This window comes from Amycolatopsis sp. NPDC005003, from assembly GCF_053600695.1.
In genome coordinates this window covers 19,060-43,176 of sequence record NZ_JBSGAI010000041.1, presented here as the reverse complement: position 1 = coordinate 43,176, position 24,117 = coordinate 19,060, and the positions used below count along the sequence as shown (strand labels likewise).

Here is a 24,117-nt window from a genome sequence, read left to right as displayed (position 1 = left end):
CCTTCCGACCGGAGATACGACAGCGCTGTCACATTAGCCCGGAGCGCAGCCTCCGCGCACCGGCTTTTCGCTCAGGCCAGGGCGCCGGCCAGCTCGGCGAGGGTGTCGGCCAGCTCCCGGGGACCCGCCGGGCCGATGTGGATGACGGCGTCGTCGCCCGAGCCGGCGGTGTAGCTGAGGTAGCGACCCCAGTCGGTGTCGGCGTAGTGCAGCGGCTGCTGCAGGCAGGTGTGCCGGCCGACGTCGTCGCGACGGCCGGCGTAGAGCTCCCCGCTGCCCGAGACCGGCCGCTGCACGAGGCTGACGACGTCGGCGACGGCCGGGTCGAGCGGGTAGGCGGCCTGCCCGCGGCGGGCCGCCTCGGTCAGGTCCGCGACCCGCACGGTGCGCGGGCGGCCGCCGCCGGCCCCGACCGGCGGCAGCTGCTCGACGAGCGACTCGGCGAGCCGGTTCCGGTCGATTTCCCGCACGCCGACGTGCGTCCCGTCGGAGACGGCCAAGACCGCCTGCAGCCCCTTCGCGGCGGCGAGGATGCCGTAGGTCTGCCCCTCGCTGCCGACCCAGCCGTAGTACTCCCGCGCCGGGTTGACCAGCAGCGGCAGCCAGTCGAGGAAGTCGACGGTGGCCCGGCCGCGAGCGTCGACCAGACCGGCCTCGGCGAGCGCGGCGTCGACCCGCTTGTCGGCTTCCGCCCGTTCTTCGTCCGACAGCCACAGCGGCTCCGGCCGCAGGGTGAGGTGCAGCTGGCCGACCTGTTCCCGGTCGGCCAGCGCGGCCAGCGCCTCGACCGGAACGTCCACCCGGCCTGTTGCCACGTCCACCCGCCTACTCGCCGATGACCGGCGGGCTGGTCCGCTGGTCGGTGCCGAAGATCGCGTCCGGGTCCGCTTCGATCAGGAAGTCCGGCCGCTGGTGCTCCTCGTCTTCGTCGCCCTCGCCGCGGCGGCCGCCGGGCCCCATCGGACCCATCTGCCCGCCGCGCCCGGCGGCCGACCGGGCCGCCGCGGCCTCCGCGGCGGCCGCGTTGCCGAGGCTGCCCATGCCGGAGCCGCGGCCACCGCCGAGCCCGCGCTCGCCTGCGCCGCCCGCCCCGCTGCCCGAGCCGGCACCGGTCCCGGTGCCGCCCCGGCCGGTCGGGTCCAGGAGCCGGCTGCCGGCGTTGCCGCTGTTCGGACCGCGGCCGCCGGTGCTGGAGTTGGGGTCGTTGAAGTTCGGGTTGTTCGGACCGTAGTTCGGCCCGCCACCGGTGTTGGTGGGGTAGAAGTCGATCCCCCCGGTGTTCGGCGGCGTCTTGCCGGGCTGGTCGGTGGTCTGTCCCGGCCTGGTCGGCACGGTGGGCACCGTCGGGCGGCCGGAGCCGGTGGTGTGGGTGTCGTCGCCGCCGGTACCACCGGTACCGCCGGTGCCACCCGTTCCGCCGGTCCCTCCCGTGCCCCCGGTCCCGCCGGTGCCCCCGGTGCCTCCCGTGCCGCCGGTGCCCCCGGTCCCGCCGGGCTTGTCGCCGCCGCCGGTGTGGCCGGGATCGAAGCCGGTGGTGGAGGTGCGGTCGTCGCCCCCGGTCCCCGGCGGCGGCTGCTCGCCCCAGCCGGTCTTGTCCGTGCGGTCGATCCGCCCCGGCGTGCTCGGCGTGTTGACCGCGATCGCGGCACCGTCGGACTCGAGCACGCCGTAGTCGGTGGGCAGCACGGCCCTGGTCCCGCTGGTGACACTGCTGTACTGGTCCATGACGCGGACGTTGGTCTCGTTCGCCGCGTTGTACTTGGCCATCCCCGCCTGGTAGGAGTCGATGTCGTCCTTGGCCATGAACGGCCCGGCGATCGGGATGGCGGCCTTCAGGCCGGTGGTCCAGGGGTTCGGCTTGTCGGGCTTCGGCGGCACTTCGACGACGGCGCTGCTCGAGGAGTCGAAGACGGTGGCCTGCGTGTCGACCGAAGCCTTGGTCACGTCCAGCGGCGCGGCGGTCTCGGCGAAGGCCTGCTCGAGCGGACCGGCGCCGGCGTTCGCGGCGTCCGCGGCGTCGCCGGTCCAGGCCTGCTTCATCCGGTCCTGCAGGGACTTGATGCCCTGAGCACGGTCCAGGTAGGCCGACGAAAGCTTCGCCACCTCGTCCGCGGCGTTCCGGAGGCCGGTGGTGTCCCCCTGTCTGAAGTTCTCGTAGATCTGCTTGCCGTCCACTCGTCATGCCCCCTTGAGTGTGGTGATGATCGCGGCCGCCACCTTCTGGGCCGCGGCGCAGGAATCCTCCGCGCCTTCGTACCCGCCGGAATACACACCGACCACGAGGTCGTCCGCGACCCCGACACCGATGCTGCAGTTGCCGATCGGCCGGCGGTCGCGCTTGTCCACGTAGATCGCCGGGTAGCCCTCCACGTCAGGGGCACGCTCGAGGAACGGGAACTGGCCGCGTTCGTGCGCCCCGTACAGCCCGGCCAGCCCACCGACACCCCGGTCACGGTTTCCGGTGCCGATGATGACCTGCATGCTCACGCCCTCACCCAAGATCTTCCAGCTGCAGCTCGGCCCCGGCGCACCCAACCCGTCGTCCCGCAGCTGGGTGTCCCCCGCATCCGTGAACCGGAGCGAGGACAGCACCGGAACCGGCACGATGTCGCACGGCTTCGAGGTGTACTTCCCGACGTCGAGCGGTGCCGGCACCTTCGGCACGTCGGCATTGGGCGCGGCACCGGACGACGCCGAGCTGCTCGGCGCGGGCGATGCGGTTCCGGTTGTTTCGGGAGAGCACCCCGCGAGCAGCAGGAGGACAGCTGCCACAGCAGCGGTGACGCGGGCCGGCAGACGCACGGTCACACCGTCCGGAAGGGGTCGGCCATGCCCTGGTCGGTCGCGACCGTCTTGCTCTGGGCTTCCTTCAGCTTCTTCACGTAGCTCTGCACGTACTTCAGCATCGAGTCGTTTTGGGTTTGGAGCGCCGCGAGAGAGTCCATCGTCGTCGACACGTACCCGCCGCTGACCACGTCCTTACCCGGGGATTCGACCAACGCGATGATGGTGGCGATCCGATCCTTGTCTTCGACGATCTTGTCCAGTTCGGCTTCCCACTGGCCGATCACCGAGGCGAGCTCCTCCGGGTCCATCTCGAACCGGCCACCGCCGCCGCCACCGCCGCCGTAGACGCGGCCGCCCTCGCCCAGGATGGCGCCACCCCAGACCGCCTGGACCGCCTGCCCGGCTTCACCGATGATCACGACCGCACCTTCCCCTCGGGTTCACCCACCGTGATGGGACAAACCTTAGCCAACCGTCTCTCTTCGTGTCAGCGAAACGCGCAACGTTCGGACGGTGGGGGCCACGACCGGGTTCCCGGCACTCCGGGTCACAGTACGTACGTACGGATTGCGAGATCCCGGTCCGCGATGCCAGGATTTCAGGATGCCACGCGTAAGCCAGGATCACCTCGACGCACGCCGGCGCCAGATCCTCGACGGCTCGCGCGTCTGCTTCGCGCGCTACGGCTACGAAGGTGCCACAGTCCGGCGCCTGGAGGAAGCCACCGGGCTCTCGCGCGGGGCCATCTTCCACCACTTCCGCGACAAGGAGTCGCTCTTCCTCGCCCTCGCCGAGGACGATGCCCTGCGGATGGCCGACGTCGTCGCCGAACAGGGCCTCGTCCAGGTCATGCGCGACCTGCTGGCCGGCGGCGACCACCCGGCCGACTGGCTCGGGACGCGCCTGGAGGTGTCCCGGCGGCTGCGCACCGACCCCGAGTTCCGGGCCCGGTGGGCCGAACGGTCCGAGCAGCTCACCACCGCCACCCGGCTGCGCCTGCTCCGCCAGCGGGAAGCCGGGAACCTGCGGGACGACGTCGACGTCGACGTCCTCACCGCCTTTCTCGAACTCGTCCTCGAAGGACTCGTCTCGCACCTGGCGATGGGCCTGCCCGCCGCCGGGCTGGGGCCGGTGCTCGACCTCGTCGAAGAAACCGTGCGGCGGCACCGCCCGAGCCGCGGATGAGCGCGCCGACACACCCGGTACGCGAGCGGCGAGCGCGAAAGACACGTTAGGATTGTCCGCATATCCGCAGTACACGCCGATTTCTTGCTAGGAGTGACCGTTTCGTGCGCGCAGCGCAGTCACCCGGTGACAGTACCGGGCCGGGTGACCGACCCGGCTGTCCGATAGGTTCGTCCCCCGCCACCCGGGCGGGTGCGGAATGATCCAGATCCTGCTCGCCGTCGCGGGCGTCCTCCTGTTCGTGCTGCTGACGATCGGCACCGGGCTCGCCGTCGCGGCCGAGTTCTCGCTGACCGCGCTCGAGCGCAGTACCGTCGAGGCCAACGTCCGCCAGGTCGGCGACCGCCGGGCGCTGACAGTCCAGAAGGCGCACCGGACGCTGTCGTTCCAGCTCTCCGGCGCCCAGGTCGCGATCACCCTGACCACGCTGATCACCGGGTACCTGGCCGAGCCGCTGATCGGCGAGCTCGTCCGGCCGCTGCTCACCGGCCTCGGGCTGCCGGCCGGGTTCGCCGGGGGCGCGTCGATCGTGCTCGCCCTGGTCCTGGCGACGTCGCTGTCGATGATCCTCGGCGAGATGGTGCCGAAGAACCTGGCGATCGCCCGGCCGCTGCCGACCGCGCGCGCGGTCGCCGGCTACCACTCGCGGTTCTCCTCGCTGTTCCGCTGGCTCATCACGCTGATGAACAACAGCGCGAACTTCCTGGTGCGCAAGTTCGGCGTCGAACCGCAGGAAGAGCTGCGGTCCGCGCGCTCGCCGCAGGAGCTGGGCTCGATCGTGCGGTCCAGCGCCGAAAGCGGCACGCTCGACACCTCCACGGCCGAGCTCCTCGACCGCTCCCTGCGGTTCGGCGAGCGCACCGCCGAAGAGCTGATGACCCCCCGCGTGCAGCTCGAATCCCTCGCCGTCGACGACACCGTGCAGGACCTCATCGAGATCTCCCGCCGCACCGGCTTCTCGCGGTTCCCGGTGCACGCCGAGGACCTCGACGACGTCCGCGGCGCGGTGCACGTCAAGCAGGCCTTCGCGGTGCCCGCGGCCGACCGGGCCGCCGTGCCGATCGGCTCGGTCATGCGGCCGGTGCCGACCGTGCCGGAGTCCCTGCCCGGCGACGACCTGCTGCTGCGCCTGCGCGACTCCCGCTTCCAGCTGGCCATCGTCGTCGACGAGTACGGCGGCACGGCCGGGCTGGTGACCCTGGAGGACGTGGTCGAGGAGATCATCGGCGACGTCCGCGACGAGCACGACGAGCGCGAGGCACCGGCGTCGCAGCAGGTCGGCGCGGACAGCTGGCTGGTGTCCGGGCAGCTGCGCGCCGACGAGGTCACGAGTGTCACCGGGTTCCGGATGCCGGACGGGGACTACGAAACCATCGCCGGGCTGATCCTCGAACGCCTGGGCAAGATCCCCGCCGAGGGTGACGCCACCGAGGTCGACGGCTGGCTGCTCACCGTGACCACGATGGACAAGCGCCGGATCGCCGAGGTCGAGGTGGCCCCGGTCCGCACGGCCCCGGAAGCGGCCCCGGAAGCGGAGGTGGCCTCGTGACCGACTGGCTGAACATCGCCCTCGTCGTCGTCCTCCTGCTGGCCAACGCCTTCTTCGTCGGCGCGGAGTTCACCCTGATCTCCTCGCGGCGCGACAGGCTCGAAGCGCTGCTGGAGCAGGGAAAGACCCGCGCGAAGATCGTCATCAACGCGAGCAGGCACGTGTCGCTGATGCTCGCCGGCGCGCAGCTGGGCATCACCATCTGCTCGCTGCTGCTGGGCCGCCTCGGCGAGCCCGCGATCGCGCACCGGCTGGCGGCCGGCTTCGACGCCCTCGGCCTGCCCGAGGCCCTGCTGCACCCGATTTCGTTCGCCATCGCGCTGGCGTTCATCACCGTGGCGCACGTGCTGATCGGCGAGATGGTGCCGAAGAACCTCGCCATCGCCGAGCCCGAGCGGCTCGCGCTGTGGCTGGTGCCGGTGCACGTCGCCTGGGTGAAGGTGGCCAACCCGTTCATCTGGCTGCTGAACTTCATCGCCAACTCGCTGCTGCGCGCCGTCCGCGTCGAGCCGAAGGACGAGCTGGAGACGGCCTACACGTCCGACGAGCTGGCCGAGCTGCTCAGCGAGTCGCGCCGGGAGGGCCTGCTCGACCAGTCCGAGCACCAGCGGCTCGCCCAGACGCTCTCGTCGGTGCAGAAGACGGTCGCCGACGTGCTGGTGCCCACCGCCGAGCTGACCACGCTCCCCTGCGGGCCGACCGTCGGCGAGGTCGAGCGGGCGGTGTCGTCCACCGGGTTCTCGCGGTTCCCGGTGTGCACCGACGACGGGCGGCTGACCGGCTACATCCACGTCAAGGACATCCTCGACCTGGCCGGGCAGGACCCGAGCACGACCGTGCCGGCGTCGAAGACCCGCCCGCTGACCGAGCTGCGGGCCGACGCCCGGCTCGACGTCGCGCTTTCGGCCATGCGCAAGGAACGCAGCCACCTCGCGCGGGCACTGGACGCGAACGGTGACGCCGTCGGCGTCGTCGCGTTGGAGGACCTGGTCGAGGAGTACGTGGGCACGGTGCGCGACGGCACCCACGTGGGCGCATGACCGAGGTGCTCGCCGAGCCGGACTGGCTGGCCAGGGAAGCGGCCCACGTGGCGCGGATGCGCCGGTGGACCGGCCCGCACCAGGAGCGGCGCTCGCGCGGCGAGAAGCACCCGGTGCTGGACTTCCTGTTCACCTACTACTCGTACCGGCCGTCGCACCTGCAGCGGTGGCAGCCCGGGCCCGGCGTCGCGCTCGCCGGGCCAGCGGCGCGGCGCTTCCTCGACCGCAAGGGGTACGTCTCCACGGCCGACGGCGTCCTGCTCGACCCGGCGGGCTTCGGCGAGGGCAAGGTCCGGACGGCCGAGTTCGTGCTCGCCCTGCTGACCGCGACGGCGTCCCGCGCGCCCCGGCTGAGCTGCTTCGGCCTGCACGAGTGGGCGATGGTCTACCGCGAGCCGCCGGATTCGGTGCGGCACGACCAGGTGCCGCTGCGGCTGGGCTCGGCGGGCACCGACGCGGTCGTGGAGTCCCTCGACATCCGCTGCGGGCACTTCGACGCGTTCCGCTTCTTCACCGACTCCGCGCGGCCCCTGAACGGGCTGGCGCCGTCGCGGGAGACGCAGATCGCACTCGAGCAGCCGGGGTGCCTGCACGCGAACATGGATCTGTTCAAATGGGCGTACAAGCTCGACCCGTTCGTGCCCGCGGAGCTCGTGGCGGACTGCTTCGAGCTGGCGGCCGAGATCCGCACCCTGGACATGCGGGCGAGCCCGTACGACCTGGCTTCACTCGGCTATGCCCCGGTGCGGATCGAGACGCCGGCCGGCCGGGCCGAGTACGCCAGGGCCCAAGCGGAGTTCGCCCGCCGGGCGGCGCCGCTGCGTCATCGCCTGATTGCGCATTGCCATCGCCTGGTCGGCGCAGCACCCTGAGCACGGCCCACTGTGAGTCAGATTATTCTCTCACCGATACTCACCTGTTAGGGTGATAACGGTTTGATTGCATAGCAGCGCGTGCTTGGCATGCGCTCACCCCGAAAGGATGACGGATGGGGCGACACTACCGGGACGAGGAGCCGGTGCCGCACCCTCAGGACCGCACGCCGCGCGTCCCCGCCGAGGGTCGCAGCGAGGCTTCCGGCGCCTTCCGCACCCCGGGACGCAGCTCCATCTCGGACGCCTTCGGCATCGCGGGCCGCGCCGCCGCCCGCACCCCCGGCGAATCATCCGGATCGGTTTTCTTCACGGAGGGCGCGGAGGCGCCCGGCTTCCCACCCGTGCCCGGCGCCGACGCCCCGGCCACCCGGCGGGGCGAGGCTTCAGGCTCGTACCCGGTCGCGGGCCGGGCTCCGAGCGCACTCCGCGGCGAGGCTTCCGGTGCCTACCCCGTCGCCGAGCGCTCCACCGGCACCCGGCGGGGCGAAGCTTCGGGGGCGTACCAGGTCGCGGAGCGCTCCGCGGGCACGCGCCACGGCGAAGCTTCAGGCTCCTATCCCGTGGCGGAGCGCGCCGCGAGCACCCACCGAGGCGAAGCATCCGGCTCCTACCCCGCCGCAGACCGCCCCGCGAGCACGCGCCGCGGCGAAGCTTCAGGCTCCTACCCGGTCGCCGAGGGCACGCGCCGCGGCGAAGCTTCGGGGGCCTACCCCGCCACAGAACGCTCCCCCGGCACCCGGGGCGAAGCATCCGGGGCGCACCCGGTCGCAGACCGCCCCGCGGGCGCCCGCCGCGGCGAAGCTTCGGGCGCCTACCCCGTCGCTGACCGCCCCACGAGCACCCGGAGCGGCGAAGCATCCGGCGCCTACCCCGTCGCCGAGCGCCCGGCGGCCACCCGCCGCGGCGAGGCTTCGGGGGCCTATCCCGTCGCCGAGCGCCCCGCCGCCGGCCGCCGCGGCGAAGCGTCGGGGGCGTACCCGGTGGCGAGCACCGAAGCCACCACGATCCTCTCCACGCGACCCGGCGACGCCGCCGGCTCGCACCCCGTCGCCGACCGCGCGGAAACCGGCACCACCACCCGCTCGCGCCGCAAGGACCGCACCAGCCCGGCCCCGGACCGCATCGAAGCGCCGTCGTCCGGCAGACCCACCCGCGCCGCCCGCCGGGCCGGAGCCACCGGTGCTCACCCGGTCGCCGCCCCCGCCGAATCCCCCGCCCCCCGTTCGCGTCGCAAGGGCGGCCGGGCCCCCGGCGAAACCGCCGCCGAGCGGACCGAAGTCATCACCCGGCCGGACGACGTCACCACCCGGAGCGACACGTCCCGCACCCTCGACCGGACCGAGGACACCGCCGCCCCCACCGCGGACCGCGGCGAGCGCACCGACACCACCGGGCCGCAGCGCGCCGGCCGCGGTGACAGCACCGGGCCGAACCGGACCGCCCGCAGCGAAGGCACCGGCTCCCACCGCGTCGTCGGCAAGAGCGACGCCACCGGGTCGCACCGCATCGTCGGGAAGAAGGCGCCGCGCCGCCGGATCGCCGGCTGGCCGATCGCCTGCGCCGTCCTGGCCCTGCTCATCGGGCTCGGCGTCGTCGGCTGGAACTGGGCCGACAACGAGCTCAACAGCCGCGCCGAGGCGCAGGCCGCCAGCTGCGACGGCGGCACCTCGAACATGCGGGTCGTCGTCACCCCGAGCGTGCAGAAGCCGCTCACCGCCGCGGCCCAGCGGTGGAACCAGGCCGCCACCGTCGTCCACGGGCAGTGCGTGCACATCGTGATCGAAGCCAGGCCGTCGGCGCAGGTGCTCGACGCGCTCGTCGGCCGGGCCAAGCTGGACACCATCGGCGGGCTGCCGGCCGCGTGGCTGCCCGAATCGTCGTACTGGGTCAGCGAGCTCACCACCAAGAAGCCGGAGATGATCGGCTCGCCCGCGCAGTCGGTGGCGAACGCGCGCTCGGCGGACTACCCGTTCATCGGGCTCGCCGGCCCAGGCGTCGACGACACCGCGCTGCGCGCCGCCCAGACGTTCCGCGAGTACCTGGAGCAGCCCGCCCAGCAGGCCGACTTCGCCGCGGCGGGCATCAAGTCGACCTAGACGCGCGTGCCGTTGTCGAGCTCGGCCACCACGGCGAGGTCGTCGTCGGCCAGCTCGAAGTCGAAGATCCCGAAGTGCTCCCGGATCCGGGTGGTGGTGGCCGACGCCGCCACCGCGACCGTGCCGTTCTGCAAGTGCCACCGGAGCACGATCTGCGCCGGGTTCTTGCCGTACTTGGCGGCGAGCGCGGTGACCGTCTCGTCGGACAGCAGCGCCGCGTTCGCGGCCGGGCTGGCGGCGGCCGTCACGATGCCGCGCCCGGCGTGGAACTCGCGCAGCGGCACCTGCTGCAGCCACGGGTGCAGCTCGACCTGGTTGACCGACGGCACCGAACCGGTCGCGTCGACGAGCCGGCGCAGCTCGGAGACGCCGAACCCGGCGACGCCGATGGCGCGGACCCGGCCGTCGGCGCGCAGCCGGCTCAGCACGCGCCAGGTGTCGGTGAACGCGCCATGGGTGCCGTCCAGCAGGCACAGGTCGGCCCGCTCGAGCTGCAAGGCGGCCAGCGCCTGGTCGGCGGCCCGGCGGGCGGTGTCGTAGCCCTGCGCGGGCACGTGCACGGTGACGAAGAGGTCCTCGCGCGGTACCTCGGCCGCCGCGAGCACCGCGCCGACCGCGGTCTCGCTGCCCGGCGTGGCGTCGATACCGCGGTAGCCGGTGTCGAGGGCGATGCGGACGGCGCGGCCGGTTTCGGCCGGGGACAGGCCGGCGACACCGAACAGCAGCTGGGGGATGCGGACTCCGACGGACAGGGCGAGCGAAGGCGGGACGGCCATCAACCGGTGATCCTCACTTCGGATGCTGCGCGGACCCCCATCATCCCACCCGGGCGGCCCGCTCGCGCAGATACGCCGCCGTCGCGCCGTCGGCCGGGAAGAACGACTCGATCACCAGTTCCGCCACCGTGATGTCCAGCGGGGTGCCGAACGTGGCCACCGTGCTGAAGAACGTGAGGTCGGTACCGTCGTGGCGGAACTTGAGCGGCACGAAGATGTCACCCGGTCCGGGGACCTCCACCTCGGGCACGGGCTGGTCGCAGGGATACCCGCGCAGCTCGTCCAGGAGCTCGGCGAGGCCCGCGTCCGCGGTCTGGGTCACCTGGCGCCGCAGCCGGCCGAGCAGGTGGGCGCGCCACTCCCCCAGGTTCAGGATGTGCGGGGCCATGCCGTCGGGGTGCAGGGTGGCGCGCAGGACGTTCGTGGTCAGCTCGGCCGGGATCCCGGCGACGAAGAGGCCGGTGGCGGCGTTGGCCTCGACGAGGTCCCAGTTCCGGTCCACGACGGCCGCCGGGTACGGCTCGTGCCCGGCGAGCAGCTGCCGCACGGCTTGCCGGACGGCGTCCATCCCGGGGTCACCCAGCGCGTTCTCGGTGTAGGCGGGTGCGTACCCGGCGGCGAGCAGCAGCCGGTTGCGTTCGCGGAGCGGGACGTCGAGGTGCTCGCCGAGGCGCAGCACCATGTCCCGGCTGGGCTTGGCGCGCCCGGTTTCCACGAAGCTCAGGTGGCGGGTGGAGATGTCCGCCGAGATCGCCAGGTCGAGCTGGCTGATCCGGCGCCGGTCCCGCCATTCCCGCAACAGTTCCCCGACGGGCCGCGCCCGCACCATGGTCGTCACCCGAGCGACGCTACGGGCAGCGGCGAGCCGCTGCCATTACTTCGGAGGTAATGCCCCGGCATTACCTGCCGGGTAATCGACGAGCCGCCGCCGCGCCGCCAGAGTGGGTCCCAGCGCAGGACAGCGAAAACCGTTGTCCCCCAACGAAAGGATCCACCCGTGACCGACGTCCGCACGCTTGTCGAGCAGTACATCGCCGTCTGGAACGAGATCGACGGCGACAAGCGCCGCGCACTCATCGCCGACGTCTTCACCGAGAACGCCGGCTACACCGACCCCCTCGGCGCCGTCCGCGGGCACGACGGGATCGACGGGTTCGTCGCCGGGGCGCAGCAGCAGTTCGGCGGGCTCACCTTCAGCCTGCCCGCCGACCCCGATGCCCACCACGACCTGGCCCGCTTCCAGTGGCACCTCGGCACGCCGGGTGCCGAGCCGGTCGCCATCGGCTTCGACGTCGTCGAACTCGCGGACGGCAAGATCGCCGAGGTGCACGGCTTCCTCGACAAGCTGCCCGGCTGACCCCGTGGGGGCTCCCACCCGGGAGCCCCCACGGCCGCTAGGCCTTGAGTGCGCCCCGCCAGCGGACGGTCGGGCGCAGCTTCTCCGGGTTCACCCGGTGCTTGTTGGCGCCCACGATGTCGAACATCGACTCGATCAGCGTGTCCGACAGCAGGTGCGGCTTCAGGCCCAGCCCGACCAGCCCGGTGTGCTTGACGTTGTAGTAGTGCTCCGGCGCCTCGGTGCGGGGGTTCTCCAGCTGCTCGATCTGCACGGGGCCGGGGAACCGGTCGGCCACCAGCTCGGCGATGTCCGCCACCGACATGCTCTCCGTCATCTGGTTGAACACCCGGAACTCGCCCGGCTCGGCGGGGTGCTCGACGGCCAGGCGGATGCACTCCACGGTGTCGCGGATGTCGATCAGGCCGCGGGTCTGCGCGCCCTTGCCGTACACCGTCAGCGGCTGGCCCAGCACCGCCTGGATGACGAACCGGTTGAGCACCGTGCCGAACACGGCGTCGTAGTCGAAGCGGGTCGCCAGCCGCGGGTCCAGCGCCGTCTGCGGGGTCTGCTGGCCGTACACCACGCCCTGGTTGAGGTCCGTCGCGCGCAGGCCCCACGCGCGGCAGGTGAATTCGATGTTGTGGGAATCGTGGACCTTCGTCAGGTGGTAGAACGAACCCGGCCGTTTCGGGAACAGCACCCGGTCGGAGCGGCCGTTGTGCTCGAGTTCCAGCCAGCCTTCTTCGATGTCGATGTTCGGCGTGCCGTATTCGCCCATCGTGCCCAGTTTGACCAGGTGGATCGCCGGATCGATCTCCGCGATCGCGTAGAGCAGGTTCAGGTTCCCGATCACATTGTTGTGCTGCGTGTACACCGCGTGTTCGCGGTCGATCATGGAATACGGCGCCGACCGTTGCTCGGCGTAGTGCACGACGGCGTCCGGCGCGAAGCCGCGCACCGCTTCGAACAGGAACTCGGCGTCGAGCAGATCGCCTTCGTAGCTGGTGATCGTGCGACCGGAGACCTCGCGCCAGGTCGCGATGCGGTCGGCGAGGGATTCGATCGGGACCAGGCTATCGACACCGAGTTCGGCGTCGTACCCGCGTCGCGCGAAATTGTCGAGAACGGCCACCTCGTGGCCTTTGTCCGATAAGTGCAGCGCGGTCGGCCAGCCCAGATATCCGTCACCGCCGAGAACCAGCACCCGCATTGTGCCGCCTTTCCTGCTCGTTTACGCCACACGAACGCTATAGATCACGTGCTGATGAGGACCTGTCAATGACCTGTGAATCTCCTATGCGTGAGGGGGTCGGACGGCGGCGCGGCCGGCCCGCGGGGAGGATGGGGGCATGACGACCGTAACCAACGCCGTGCGGCCCCGCACGGCGGAGAAGACCCGCCGCCGCGGCTGGGCCCGCCTGGCGCGCGCCGCGACGACGTCGGTCGCGGCCACGGTCCTCAGCCAGGTCGTGCTGCTCGCCGCGCTCGCCACCGGCGGCGCCGCGGCACTGGCGAGCACGCTGGCCTGGGCGGCCGGCGCGGTGCTGAACTTCCTGGTCACGCGGCGCTGGGTCTGGGGCCGCACCGGGCGCCCGCGCGTCCGCCGGGAACTGCTGCCCTACCTGGTCGTCATCGGGCTCGGCGGGCTCGCTTCGATCGGCCTGACGACCCTCGCGGGCTCGCTGCTGATGCCCCTCGACCTGCCGCACTTCTGGTGGGTCGTGCTCGTCGACGGCGCGTACGTGGCCAGTTACGCGCTGGTGTTCGCCGTCAAGTTCACGCTGCTCGACCGGTTCGTGTTCGGCCGCGGCGCAGCACGTACCCCCGCCACCACGTCCCGGTCATGACCCGGGCGTAGTTGGCGCCGTAGACGAGGCTGCCGCCCTTCTTGCTCTTGCCCGCCTTGCGCAGCCGCATGCTCATCGGCAGCTCGGCCACCCGGGCACCACGGGCGGTGACGCCGAGCAGCAGCTCCGAGGACTGGTACTGCGGTTCGCGCAGCGGAACCGCGCAGGCCAGCTCCGCCCGCATCGCCCGGAAGCCGAACGAGGTGTCGGTGATCCGCCGCGCCGTGAGCACCGACGCCAGCACCGCGAACACCCGCACGCCCAGCCACCGGACGCGGCTGTCGGCCTCCTCGTGCCCGAGCCGCCGCGACCCGGTGACGAAATCCGCGGTGCCGTCGACGACCGGGCGGACCAGCGCCTCGAGCTCGCTGTTGTCGTACTGGCCGTCGGCATCGGTCGTCACGACGTACTCGGCGCCGGATTCCGCCGCGAGGTGGTAGCCCAGCCGCAGCGCCGCGCCCTGGCCGCGGTTGCGGGGCGCGACGCACACGTACGCGCCGTGTGCCTCGGCGATCGCGGCCGTGTCGTCGGTCCCGCCGTCGACGACGACGAGGACGTCGACGGGCATGCCGAGGCACTCGTCCGGCATCTTCTCCAGCACTTCGCCGATGCCGCCGGCTTCGTTGTAGGCGGCGATGACGACGGTCAGCGGCGCCAGTTCCAGGTCCGGGTGGCGGCCGCGGAAGTCGTCGAGGGCGCCGGAGTCGACGTCGTCGGGGAACGCGGCGAGCCGCTTCCGGCTCGCCGACGTCAGCGTGGTGAAGCCGAGGGCCCCGGCGACCGGCAGCAGCACCAACGCCGGGAGCTGATAGCGCCAGGAGAACTGGAACACCGCCGAGGCGAACAGCAGGACGAGCCCGCTCGACGCCGCGAACAGCGCCCCCGCCTGGGCCCGATCGAGGGGCTTCTTGCGCCGGAAGACCGTCAACAGGCCCAGGAGCGCGCCGATGCCGAGCACTCCGCCCGAGACGTAGCCGCCGTCGAGCTGGTAGTCGCGGAGGATCTTCGCCAGGGGCTGGTCGACGCTCGCGACGACACCGTCGTTCTGCAGCGTGACCAGGTCGATCAGGGACTGGTCGGCCCACTGCGGGTAGCTCAGCTGGAACTGCCACCGGTCCAGGGGGACGTCGGTCGGGTCCTGCTCGCGCGCCCAGGCGAAGCTCTTGGCGAAGTCGTCGAGGATCGCTTCGGCGACGTCGCCGGGCTGCTCCTTCAGGACGTCGATCGCGAACTGGTGGGCCAGGGCGGCCTTGTCCGCGCCGGGCGGCAGCGGACCCGGCCAGTTCGGGTCGAGGTCGGCGTGGGTGTAGTTGTCGACCAGCCGTTTCTCGCGGGGCTCGGCCGGGCAGAACACCTGCAGCTCCGGAGCGAGGTGGAGGTCCGGGCAGTCGGCGACGGCGGCCGTGCGGCCGTAGAGCATGTTCCCGGACGGCCCGGTCAGGCCCCACTTGCCGGTCTCCGAGTGCACCCGCGCCGCATACGGCACGAGCACGGCGAGCAGGCCCAGGAGGCCGACGCCGACCCGGCGCCAGCCCGCCCACCGCCGCCACGCTCCCCCGGCGGTGACGAGGAAGACCAGCAGCGGCAACGCCAGCGAGATCCCGATCAGCCGGGTCAGCACGCCGAAGCCCAGCAGCAGGCCCGCGGCGCCGGCCCGCTTCCAGCCGGGAGTGCCCCACCCCAGCAGCAGCCAGAGAAGCCCGAGGAGCACCGCCTCGAACGTCACCTCGGACATGATGTTCTGCTCGATCTGCAGCTGGTAGGCATCGAGCAGCACCGGGGCGGCGGCGAACGCGCCCACCCAAGGGCGGCCGCCGAGGCGCAGGACCAACGCGTAGACGCCGATCGCGATCAGCACACCGCCGACGTGCTGCACCGCGGCGACCCAGGCGAGGCCGCCGACGGCCAGCAGCGGCCGCAGCACCAGGTCGTAGCCGATCGGGTCGAGCTGGTCGGCGCGCAGGGCATGCAGGTTGTCGATGTACCGGAAGGAATCGATGAACAGCAGCGCGGGCCGGTAGGCCAGCCAGGTCAGCACCCGGAGCGTGATCGCCGGGACGAGGAGCAGGAGGAGCAGCCAGTGCCGCTTGAGAAAAGCCCTCACCGGTTCGCGAGGCCGGAGAAGTACTTCCAGGCCGTGGCCAAGCCGTCGGTGAGCGAGACCTCCGGCCGGTAGCCGATGGTGTCCGCGCTCGCCGAGACGTCGACGACGACCGCGGGCATCTCCCCGGCCGGGGCGCCGACGTGCTCGACCGGCAGCTCGGCGCCGGTCACCTCGCGCACGGCGTCGACCATCTCCAGCACGGACACCGAGCGCCCGGCGCCGACGATCGCGCGGCCGGAGTAGCCGCTGTCGAGGGCCAGCAGGACTGCCCGCACGACGTCGTCGACGTGGACGAGATCCCGGCGCTGGCGGCCGTCGCCGTAGATCTTGACGCCGCCGCCGGTCAGCGCGGCCCGCATCATCCGCGGCACGAAACTGTCCTTGTGGGACATTCCGGGTCCGTAGACGTTGGTGAACCGCAACGCACACGTCGTCATGCCGTACGCCCCGGCGTAGCCCGACAGCAGCATTTCGCACGCCGCCTTGGTGGCGCCGTACGGCGTGAGCGGGCGCAGCGGCAGGTCCGGGGTGATGGTCGCGGAGCCGACGTTGCCGATCACCGCGTTGGTCGAGGCGAGGAGGAACGCCGGCACCTCGTGGCGCCGCGCGAGCTCGAGGAGTTCCTGGGTGACCAGGACGTTGTCGGCGAAGGTGTCCTCGGGCAGCTCGACCGACCTCAGCACCGACGTCAGCGCGGCCAGGTGCACGATCGCCGCGGTCTCGCCGGTGACGGCCTGCTCGCGCACGGCCGCCTCGCGGAGGTCGCCGGTCACCACGCGCACGCCGTCGAGCTCTTCGGGAAAGGCCACCCGGTCCACGACCGTGACGGGGACACCCCGGTCGCGGAAGGCGCGCACGACGGCCCGGCCGATGAAGCCGCTGCCGCCGGTCACGACCACGGACGTCCGATCCGGACCGAGCCTGCTCACCATGCGCGTCAACCTACCCCGCGTTCCTGTGAGCCCGCGCGACGGCTCTCCCGGCGACCGGGCTCAGGCGAAGGCCTCCGGTGGCGGGCAGGAACAGACCAGGTTCCGGTCGCCCGCCGCGCCGTCGATCCGCCGGACCGGGGGCCAGATCTTCGGTGCGGACGTCCCGGCCGGGAACACCGCGGTCTCGCGGCTGTACGGCCGGTTCCACTCTCCGGTGACGCATCGGGCGGTGTGCGGTGCCTGCCGCAGCGGTGAGCCTTCGAGGGGCCACTCCCCCGCCGCGACGCGGTCGATCTCGCCGCGGATCGCGATCATCGCCGCGCAGAAGCGGTCGAGTTCGGCGAGGTCTTCGCTTTCCGTCGGCTCCACCATCAGCGTGCCCGCGACCGGGAACGACATCGTGGGCGCGTGCAGGCCGTAGTCCGCCAGCCGTTTCGCGACGTCGTCGACCGTGACGCCGGTGGCCTTCGTCAGCGGCCGCAGGTCGAGGATGCATTCGTGCGCCACCAGGCCCTCGCGGCCGGCGTACAGCACCGGGTAGTGGGCGGCGAGGCGGCGGGCGACGTAGTTGGCGTTTGCCACCGCGATGAGCGTCGCCCGGCGGAGGCCCTCGGCGCCCATCATCCGGGTGTACGCCCACGAAATCGGCAGGATCGACGCGCTGCCCCACGGTGCCGCGCTGACCGGGCCGACGCCGGTGGCCGGGCCGGCCGCCGGCTGCAGCGGGTGGTTCGGGAGGAACGGCGCGAGGTGCGCGCGGACTCCGATCGGGCCGACGCCGGGCCCGCCGCCGCCGTGCGGGATGCAGAACGTCTTGTGCAGGTTGAGGTGCGAGACGTCGGCGCCGAAGCGGCCGTACTGGGCGACCCCGATCAGCGCGTTGAGGTTGGCACCGTCGACGTACACCTGGCCGCCCGCGTCGTGCACCGCCGCGCACACCTCGCCGACGGTGTCTTCGTAGACGCCGTGCGTCGACGGGTAGGTGAGCATGATCGCGGCGAGGTCGGCCCGGTGCTCGTCCACTGTGGACCGCAGGTGCGGGAGGTCGATGTTGCCGGTGTCGTCGCAGCGGACGACGACCACGCGCATGCCCGCCATCACCGCGCTGGCCGCGTTCGTGCCGTGCGCGCTGGCCGGGATCAGGCAGACGTCGCGCGCGTGCTCGCCGCGGGAGCGGTGGTAGGCGCGGATGGCGAGCAGGCCGGCGAACTCGCCCTGGCTGCCGGCGTTGGGTTGCAGGGAAACCGTGTCGTAGCCGGTGATCCGGGCGAGCCAGGCGCTCAGGTCGGCGGCCACTTCCAGGAGCCCGGCGGCGTCTTCGGCCGGCGCGAACGGGTGCAGGCCGGCGAATTCCGGCCAGGTGACCGGCTCCATTTCGGCGGTGGCGTTGAGCTTCATGGTGCACGAGCCGAGCGGGATCATGCTGCGGTCGAGCGCCACGTCCTTGTCCGCCAGCCGCCGGAGGTACCGCAGCATCGCCGTTTCCGAGCGGTGCGCGTGGAACACCGGGTGCGTGAGGTACGCGCTCGTCCGCCGCAGCGGGGCCGGGAGGGCGTCCGCGGTGTCCGCGTCAAGGCCGTCCACATCGGACACGGAGACGCCGAAGGCCTTCCACACGCAGGAAAGCCGCTCGCGGGTGGTGGTCTCGTCGCAGGCGATGCCGACGTGGTCTTCGTCGATCCGGCGCAGGTTCACGCCGAGGTCGCGGGCCGCCGCGACGACCGCGTCCGCCCGGCCCGGCACGGCCGCGACGACGGTGTCGAAGAACTCGCCGTGGACGACCTCGACGCCTCCTTCGCAGAGCCCTGCCGCGAGCACCGTCGCCATCCGGTGGGTGCGCAGCGCGATCGACCGCAGCCCTTCGGGCCCGTGGTAGACCGCGTACATCGACGCCATCACGGCCAGGAGCACCTGCGCGGTGCAGATGTTCGACGTCGCCTTCTCGCGGCGGATGTGCTGTTCGCGCGTCTGGAGGGCGAGCCGGTACGCGGGTGTGCCATCGGCGTCCTTCGAGACGCCGACCAGCCGGCCGGGCAGCTGCCGCTCGAGGCCCGTCCGGACCGCCAGGTAGGCGGCGTGCGGGCCGCCGAAGCCGAGCGGGACGCCGAACCGCTGCGTCGACCCGATGGCGACGTCGGCGCCGAGTTCGCCTGGGGGCCGCAGGAGGGTGAGGGCGAGCGGGTCGGCGGCGACGATGACGGCCGCACCGTGCTTCTTGGCTTCGGCGATGGTGAGGTCGGGCTCGCGGACCGCACCGGACGCGCCGGGGTAGGACAGGAGCACGCCGAAGAAGTCGCCGCCGAGCCCGAGCCCGGTCAGCCCTTGGGAGAGGTCCTCGACGACGAGTTCGATCCCGAGCGGTTCGGCTCGGGTGCGGAGCACGGCGAGGGTCTGCGGCAGGGTGTCTTCGTCGACGACGAACCGATGGGAGGTCGCCCGCCCGGCCCGGCGGACGAGCGTCATCGCCTCGGCGGCCGCGGTGGCCTCGTCGAGGAGGGACGCGTTGGCGACCGGGAGCCCGGTCAGGTCCGCGACCATGGTCTGGAAGTTGAGCAGCGCTTCGAGCCGCCCTTGGGAGATCTCGGGCTGGTAGGGCGTGTAGGCGGTGTACCAGGCCGGGTTTTCGAGGACGCCCCGCCGGATGACGGGCGGGGTGACGGTGTCGTGGTAGCCGAGCCCGATCATCTGCGCCATCGGCCGGTTCCGCCCGGCCAGCTCGCGAAGTTCGGCGAGGGCTTGAGCTTCGGAGGCGGCGGGCGGCAGTTCGAGCGGTTCGGCGGAGTCCCGCAGTGAGCCGGGCACGGCCCGTTCGGCGAGTTCGTCGAGTGAGGCGACGCCGATGACATCGAGGATGTGGCGGAGGTCGTCCGGCCCGGGCCCGATGTGCCGGTCGGCGAAGGGAATGCCCTGTTCCAGCGAGGCAAGCGTAGTTTCCACGATGGCCTCCTCCGACCGGCGGCGCGTACTAACCCGACCTTAGAGCGGAAGGTGACCACGACGGGGGTCCGGGGGCGGAGCCCACCGGGCGGGGTGTGGGGGTTGCACCCCCACAAGACACTCCGGAGGGTTCCGGCGAGCGCTCTCCGCGAGCGGAATTCGCCGAAACCCGAAGGAACCTCCCCGCTCTGTCTGACCCCGAGGGGCGCCTGAGAGTTTCGCCCGCAGGTTGAGCCGGGCTTGCACCGTCGGCGGGGCCATCAGGGTGTGTCCTGACGACCCGCTTTCCAGAGGCGTCTCGTCCGCGCGGTCCAGGGTGCCTGAGAGGTTCCGGGGAGGACTTGCTCCTTCGGCGCCGAGCTCAAGGTGTGGCTCGGACTCTCCCGCGCGGATTCGTCGACCGCAGGCAGTACCTTACCCGCTCACGCGGAGCGATGATCAACCGGTCTTGCGGGCGTTGCGGCGCTGGGTGAGTTCGTCCGGTTCGTGCGTCTCGACGATGCCGCCGTCGGCGCGTTCGGCCGGGAACTCGTGGATGGTGCCGCTGATTTCCTGCATCGCGCCGCTGACCGCGATGCCGAAGACGCCCTGGCCGCCCTGGAGCAGATCGACGATCTCCTCCGGCGAGGTGCATTCGTAGACCGTGGTGCCGTCGGAAAACAGCGTCACCCGGGCAAGGTCGCGGACGCCGCGGACGCGCAGGTGGTCGACGGCGACCCGGATGTTCTGGAGCGAGACGCCGGTGTCCAGGAGCCGCTTGACGACCTTCAGGACCAGGATGTCCTTGAAGGAGTACAGCCGCTGCGAGCCGGAGCCGTGCGCGGTGCGGATGCTGGGCGCGACCAGCTTGGTCCGGGCCCAGTAGTCGAGCTGGCGGTAGGTGATGCCGGCGATCTGGCACGCCGCCGGACCCCGGTAGCCCACCAGCTCGTCGGGCAGCGAGTTGTCGGGGAACAGTTCCCCCTGCTCCCCGGTCGCGACCTCGACAGGCTGCTTCTCGGAACCAGCCTCGACCACGCAAGCCTCCCCTCGCCCGACCTGGCGGCCGGCGAATGACAGCCGGACGGTCCCAGGAGCGGGACCCACCGGAGATCAATCGCCACGGTCCGGCCCCAGACCGTTAATCACACCGTGGCAATTTCTCTTCTTCGACGGTAAGCGCCCGGACAGTGCCGGTCAACGCGACGCGCGGCAAGCCTCGACGGTCGGCTGAGCCTTTGAGCCGTTCGCCGTACCCCCTACGGCGTGAGCCCAAACCCTTTGACCGGTTTTACTCAGCCGAGTAACTTTTTACTCATGCAAGTAAACACCGACCTCATGGCCGAGCTCGGCCTCAGCGTCACCGAGGCCGCCCGCCGGGCGCAGATCATCGGCGCGACCATCGGCGTCCTGGCCGACGTCGGCTACCGCCGCACCACCTTCGCCAGGATCAAGGAGCGCGCCGGGCTCAGCAGCACCCGGCTGATCTCGTACCACTTCACGAACAAGGCCGGCCTGATGCAGGCCGTGCTCAGCACGGTCGTCGAGACGAAGGGCGAGTTCCTCACCGAACGCACCGGCGGCGGCCTCGACCCGGCCGACCGGCCCGGCTACCTGCGGGCGCACATCGAGACGTCCATCGCGTTCCTGCGCGCGTACCCCGAGTGCGTCCGGGCGCTGTCGGAGCTGGCCTCCAACGCGGACGACGCCGACGGCTGGGTGATGACGAAGGTGCTGGTCGACGACCTGCGCGTGCACGGACTGGCCCGGCAGCTCAGGCAGGGCCAGTCCGAGGGGGTGTTCGGCGAGTTCACGCCCGAGGTGATGGCGATGTCGATCGCCCAGGCCATCGACGGGGTCGCCGCGGCCTACGCGGCCGACCCGTCGCTGGACCTGGAGCGGTACGGACGCGAGGTCGCCGACACCTTCGTCAAAGCGACGGCGCCGTGAGCACCCGGTCGAGCCGCTCTTCGATGCGGGCCTTCGGGAACGCGCCGACGATCGTCTCGACCGGCTCGCCGCCGCGGAAGAGGATCATCGTCGGCAGCGACATGACCTGGTAGGCGCGGGTGGTCCCGGGGTTTTCGTCGGCGTTGATCTTGCGGACGGCGAGTTCGCCGTCCCGCTCGGCGGCCAGCTGCGCGAGCACCGGGCCGACCATCCGGCACGGGCCGCACCAGGTGGCCCAGAACTCGACGAGCACGGGGACGTCGCTGCCGAGGACTTCGGTGAAGGTCGCGTCGGTGACTTCAGCAACTTCGGACAAGGGGACTCCTTCAGAGGCGCGGGGATTCGGGCACGACGCACGGATCGGGCGCCTGCCGGGCCAGCGCGGCGGCGAGTTTCGCGGCCAGCTCGCCGCGGATCCCGCCGAGCCGCGCCAGAAGGGCGTCGGCTTCTTCGAGCTTGCGCCGGTAGACCTCGATCGAACTCGCGCAGGAGTCACCGGTCTCGTGGCCGCTGCGCAGGCACTCGACGAACGGGCGCGTCTCCTCGAGGGTCAGGCCGACCGTCTGGAGGGTCTGGATCTCCTTGACCAGCTGGAGGTCGTCCTCGCCGTATTCGCGGTAGCCGTTGGCCGAGCGGCGGGCCCGAAGAAGGCCCTGGTCCTCGTAAAACCGCAGCGCACGGGTGGTGGTACCCGTGCGCTGCGCCAGTTCTCCGATCCGCATGCCTCGACGCTAGACGTTGACGTCCACGTCAACGCAAGGTCTCACGTATCGGCACCGCGGAAGTCTTCGGGCGACACGGAGTCGAGGAACTCGCGGAACTTCTCGACCTCGTCTTCCTGCTCGTCCGGGATGATGAGGCCCGCCTCCTCCAGCACCGAATCCACGGCGTGGATGGGGACCCCGATCCGCAGGGCCAGCGCGACCGAGTCGCTCGGCCGGGCGGACACCCGGATGTCGCCGTCGAACACGAGCTCCGCGAAGAACGTGCCCTCCTTCAGGTCGGTGATGACGACCTGTTCGAGCTCCCGGCCGAGCGCTCCGATGACCTCTTTCAGCAGGTCATGCGTGAGCGGGCGGGCGGGGCGGACCCCCTGCTGCTCCAAGGCGATGGCGGTGGCTTCGACCGAGCCGATCCAGATCGGCAGGTACCGTTCGCCCTCGGTCTCCCGCAGCAACAAGATCGGCTGATTCGCGGGCAGCTCGACCCGCACACCGACGACGCGCATTTCGCTCATCGGGCTTCGCCTCCCTCTCGTGCGCACGGGCTGCAGCGCTGAACCGGCTTCACGCCCATACTCCCGACGCTACCCGTCATCCGTGCGCTGTGCTCGCTGTCCGGACTCTCTCGGTTCGCCTGCCGCAAACCCGTGCCTTCACGGTACGGCATGCGGTGCCGAACATTCAGTCATTGACATGGGACCGCAAAGAGGATCTCACTGCCCCGTTATCGATCAACACCCGGCGACGCCGCGGATTCCGGCCTTGACGAGGAGCGTGTGCAGGGTCACGGACAGTGCCGCGAGCTCCCGCACCACCTCGTCGGCCCGGGACTTGGCCTCCGGGTCGCGGTGCCGGTACACCGGCGTCACGATCTGCTCCAGCAGGCCGACCTCGCGGTCGGCCGCGGCGCGGAAAGCACGCAGGTGTCTCGGTTCGATCCCGAATTCGGTCATCGCCTTCACCGTGCGCGCGACCAGCACCGCGTCCGGGTCGAAGAACCCGGCGGGACCGGGCCGGACCAGGCCGTACTGCTGCAGCTCGGCCAGGGCCGGCGCGTCGATGCCGGCCTGCTCCAGGAGCTCCTCCTGGGTCAGGCGCAGTTCCTTGCCCGGGCTGAAGTCGTCCGCCACGGGCAGGCCGACGTTCTCCGCCGGTGCGTCGATCGGCACCAGCCGGCGCGGCGGGCGGGGCAGGGCCGCGGCGGGCCCGGCACCCGAGTCCGCCGCGTCCAGCTGCTCCTTGATGACCTTCAACGGGAGGTAGTGATCCCGCTGGGCGGCCAGGACGAACCTCAGTCGCTCCACGTCCGCCGCGGCGAACTGCCGGTAGCCCGAAGGCGTGCGGCCCGGCTGCACCAGGCCTTCCGCTTCCAGGAACCGGATCTTGGAGATGGTGACATCGGGGAAGTCCCCGCGCAGCTGCGCGAGTACCGCCCCGATGCTCAGTCCGTGGTTCTGTGGCCGTCCGGCCGCCGTCACTGCGCCCCCTGGCCCCCGTGCCCCGGGCCGGTCAGGAAGACCAGGCGGAACTTCCCGATCTGCACCTCGTCGCCGCCGGCGAGCACGGCCTGGTCGACCGGCTCGCGGTTGACGTAGGTACCGTTGAGGCTGCCGACGTCGATGACGACGAACTCGCCACCCTCACGCCGGAACTCGGCGTGCCGGCGGGAGACCGTGACGTCGTCGAGGAAGATGTCGCTGTCCGGGTGCCGCCCGGCGCTGGTGGTGTCGCGGTCGAGCAGGAACCGCGAACCCGCGTTCGGCCCGCGCTTCACGACCAGCAGCGCCGAACCCGGGGGCAGCGCGTCGACACCCTGGACCGGGGCTTCCGGGGCGGGCTCGCGACCTTCGGCTTCGGCCAGGAAGTCGGCCCGGAAGACAGAGGTCCGCTCCGGAGACTGCTCCGGGGGAACGCCGCCGGGCCCGTCGTTCGTGCTCACCTGAGCTCTCCTCCACACATGCTGTGTTGCCAGTACTCAAGAACGTGTAGCTGCCAACGT

General features: G+C 71.7%; 24 protein-coding genes and 1 riboswitch. Of the genes, 8 read left to right on the top strand and 16 right to left on the bottom strand.

Going from position 1 to position 24,117, the window contains the following annotated elements; genetic code table 11:
- Nucleotides 1-71: 71 nt before the first annotated feature.
- From ACWED2_RS36530 to ACWED2_RS36515, 4 genes are read right to left on the bottom strand one after another with little or no spacing between them, the layout of a single operon-like run.
- A complete protein-coding gene (locus ACWED2_RS36530) occupies nt 72-800 on the bottom strand; it encodes an ESX secretion-associated protein EspG (RefSeq protein ID WP_449695134.1) in 729 nt (242 codons plus the stop codon).
- A gap of 25 nt (nt 801-825) precedes the next feature.
- A complete protein-coding gene (locus tag ACWED2_RS36525; protein ID WP_449695079.1) occupies nt 826-2,175 on the bottom strand; it encodes a hypothetical protein in 1,350 nt (449 codons plus the stop codon).
- Nucleotides 2,176-2,178: 3 nt separating this feature from the next.
- Entirely contained in the window at nt 2,179-2,772 is a 594-nt protein-coding gene (locus ACWED2_RS36520) for a DUF3558 domain-containing protein (protein ID WP_449695133.1), read from the bottom strand.
- Between the two features lie 32 nt (nt 2,773-2,804).
- Complete coding sequence (locus ACWED2_RS36515; RefSeq protein ID WP_449695078.1) at nt 2,805-3,206, bottom strand: hypothetical protein; 402 nt, start codon at nt 3,204-3,206, stop codon at nt 2,805-2,807.
- 184 nt (nt 3,207-3,390) lie between these two features.
- On the opposite strand from ACWED2_RS36515, the gene ACWED2_RS36510 reads away from it, so the two are divergent.
- From ACWED2_RS36510 to ACWED2_RS36490, 5 genes are all read left to right on the top strand, one after another.
- A complete protein-coding gene (locus tag ACWED2_RS36510) occupies nt 3,391-3,972 on the top strand; it encodes a TetR/AcrR family transcriptional regulator (protein ID WP_086848108.1) in 582 nt (193 codons plus the stop codon).
- 199 nt (nt 3,973-4,171) lie between these two features.
- Nucleotides 4,172-5,521: a hemolysin family protein gene (locus ACWED2_RS36505; RefSeq protein WP_449695077.1), complete on the top strand. Its 1,350-nt coding sequence runs from the start codon at nt 4,172-4,174 to the stop codon at nt 5,519-5,521.
- A complete protein-coding gene (locus ACWED2_RS36500; protein ID WP_449695076.1) occupies nt 5,518-6,561 on the top strand; it encodes a hemolysin family protein in 1,044 nt (347 codons plus the stop codon). Before ACWED2_RS36505 ends, ACWED2_RS36500 begins: the two co-directional genes overlap by 4 nt.
- Nucleotides 6,558-7,433 carry a 3-methyladenine DNA glycosylase gene (locus ACWED2_RS36495; protein ID WP_449695075.1) on the top strand — a complete coding sequence of 292 codons (876 nt, stop codon included), beginning with the start codon at nt 6,558-6,560 and terminating at the stop codon, nt 7,431-7,433. Before ACWED2_RS36500 ends, ACWED2_RS36495 begins: the two co-directional genes overlap by 4 nt.
- 116 nt (nt 7,434-7,549) lie before the next feature.
- A complete protein-coding gene (locus ACWED2_RS36490) occupies nt 7,550-9,532 on the top strand; it encodes a hypothetical protein (protein WP_449695074.1) in 1,983 nt (660 codons plus the stop codon).
- Here the strand turns inward: ACWED2_RS36490 and ACWED2_RS36485 are convergent.
- Together ACWED2_RS36485 and ACWED2_RS36480 are read right to left on the bottom strand one after the other, a co-directional pair.
- Nucleotides 9,529-10,308 (bottom strand): aldo/keto reductase, encoded by a 780-nt coding sequence (locus ACWED2_RS36485; protein ID WP_449695073.1) that lies wholly within the window; start codon nt 10,306-10,308, stop codon nt 9,529-9,531. The two genes, ACWED2_RS36490 and ACWED2_RS36485, sit on opposite strands and share 4 nt — an antisense overlap.
- 40 nt (nt 10,309-10,348) lie before the next feature.
- Nucleotides 10,349-11,137, bottom strand: a complete 789-nt coding sequence (locus ACWED2_RS36480; RefSeq protein WP_449695132.1) for a helix-turn-helix domain-containing protein — start codon at nt 11,135-11,137, stop codon at nt 10,349-10,351.
- Between the two features lie 168 nt (nt 11,138-11,305).
- Between ACWED2_RS36480 and ACWED2_RS36475 the strand changes: the two genes are divergently transcribed.
- The gene (locus ACWED2_RS36475; protein ID WP_449695072.1) at nt 11,306-11,665 is read left to right on the top strand and encodes a nuclear transport factor 2 family protein; all 360 of its coding nucleotides are present in this window, start codon (nt 11,306-11,308) and stop codon (nt 11,663-11,665) included.
- 37 nt (nt 11,666-11,702) lie between these two features.
- Here the strand turns inward: ACWED2_RS36475 and ACWED2_RS36470 are convergent, their stop codons facing one another.
- Nucleotides 11,703-12,857, bottom strand: a complete 1,155-nt coding sequence (locus ACWED2_RS36470; protein ID WP_449695071.1) for an NAD-dependent epimerase/dehydratase family protein — start codon at nt 12,855-12,857, stop codon at nt 11,703-11,705.
- Between the two features lie 139 nt (nt 12,858-12,996).
- Here ACWED2_RS36470 and ACWED2_RS36465 point away from each other — a divergent pair, with 139 nt between their 5' ends.
- Nucleotides 12,997-13,494, top strand: coding sequence for a GtrA family protein (locus ACWED2_RS36465; RefSeq protein WP_449695070.1), 498 nt, complete (start codon nt 12,997-12,999; stop codon nt 13,492-13,494).
- Here the strand turns inward: ACWED2_RS36465 and ACWED2_RS36460 are convergent.
- The 4 genes from ACWED2_RS36460 to ACWED2_RS36445 form a co-directional block, all read right to left on the bottom strand.
- Nucleotides 13,424-15,598 carry a glycosyltransferase family 2 protein gene (locus tag ACWED2_RS36460; protein WP_449695069.1) on the bottom strand — a complete coding sequence of 725 codons (2,175 nt, stop codon included), beginning with the start codon at nt 15,596-15,598 and terminating at the stop codon, nt 13,424-13,426. The genes ACWED2_RS36465 and ACWED2_RS36460 overlap by 71 nt on opposite strands.
- Entirely contained in the window at nt 15,595-16,530 is a 936-nt protein-coding gene (locus ACWED2_RS36455; protein ID WP_449695068.1) for an NAD-dependent epimerase/dehydratase family protein, read from the bottom strand. The genes ACWED2_RS36460 and ACWED2_RS36455 overlap by 4 nt, the downstream gene beginning before the upstream one ends.
- A gap of 60 nt (nt 16,531-16,590) precedes the next feature.
- Nucleotides 16,591-19,467 (bottom strand): aminomethyl-transferring glycine dehydrogenase, encoded by a 2,877-nt coding sequence (gene gcvP / locus ACWED2_RS36450; RefSeq protein WP_449695067.1) that lies wholly within the window; start codon nt 19,465-19,467, stop codon nt 16,591-16,593.
- A 297-nt stretch (nt 19,468-19,764) separates the two neighbouring features.
- A riboswitch (glycine riboswitch) is annotated at nt 19,765-19,863 on the bottom strand.
- Nucleotides 19,864-19,905: 42 nt separating this feature from the next.
- The gene (locus tag ACWED2_RS36445) at nt 19,906-20,484 is read right to left on the bottom strand and encodes a MerR family transcriptional regulator (RefSeq protein ID WP_033260631.1); all 579 of its coding nucleotides are present in this window, start codon (nt 20,482-20,484) and stop codon (nt 19,906-19,908) included.
- Between the two features lie 279 nt (nt 20,485-20,763).
- Between ACWED2_RS36445 and ACWED2_RS36440 the strand changes: the two genes are divergently transcribed.
- Nucleotides 20,764-21,396: a TetR/AcrR family transcriptional regulator gene (locus ACWED2_RS36440; RefSeq protein WP_449695066.1), complete on the top strand. Its 633-nt coding sequence runs from the start codon at nt 20,764-20,766 to the stop codon at nt 21,394-21,396.
- Here the strand turns inward: ACWED2_RS36440 and trxA are convergent.
- The 5 genes from trxA to garA form a co-directional block, all read right to left on the bottom strand.
- Nucleotides 21,377-21,712, bottom strand: coding sequence for a thioredoxin (gene trxA / locus ACWED2_RS36435; protein ID WP_449695065.1), 336 nt, complete (start codon nt 21,710-21,712; stop codon nt 21,377-21,379). The genes ACWED2_RS36440 and trxA overlap by 20 nt on opposite strands.
- Nucleotides 21,713-21,722: 10 nt before the next feature.
- Nucleotides 21,723-22,118, bottom strand: coding sequence for a MerR family transcriptional regulator (locus ACWED2_RS36430; protein WP_449695064.1), 396 nt, complete (start codon nt 22,116-22,118; stop codon nt 21,723-21,725).
- Between the two features lie 41 nt (nt 22,119-22,159).
- Complete coding sequence (locus ACWED2_RS36425) at nt 22,160-22,633, bottom strand: bifunctional nuclease family protein (RefSeq protein ID WP_004559569.1); 474 nt, start codon at nt 22,631-22,633, stop codon at nt 22,160-22,162.
- Between the two features lie 216 nt (nt 22,634-22,849).
- Nucleotides 22,850-23,596 (bottom strand): transcriptional regulator FtsR, encoded by a 747-nt coding sequence (gene ftsR, locus ACWED2_RS36420; protein WP_449695063.1) that lies wholly within the window; start codon nt 23,594-23,596, stop codon nt 22,850-22,852.
- Nucleotides 23,593-24,057, bottom strand: a complete 465-nt coding sequence (gene garA / locus ACWED2_RS36415) for a glycogen accumulation regulator GarA (RefSeq protein ID WP_004559567.1) — start codon at nt 24,055-24,057, stop codon at nt 23,593-23,595. The genes ftsR and garA overlap by 4 nt, the downstream gene beginning before the upstream one ends.
- Between the last annotated feature and the right edge of the window lie 60 nt (nt 24,058-24,117).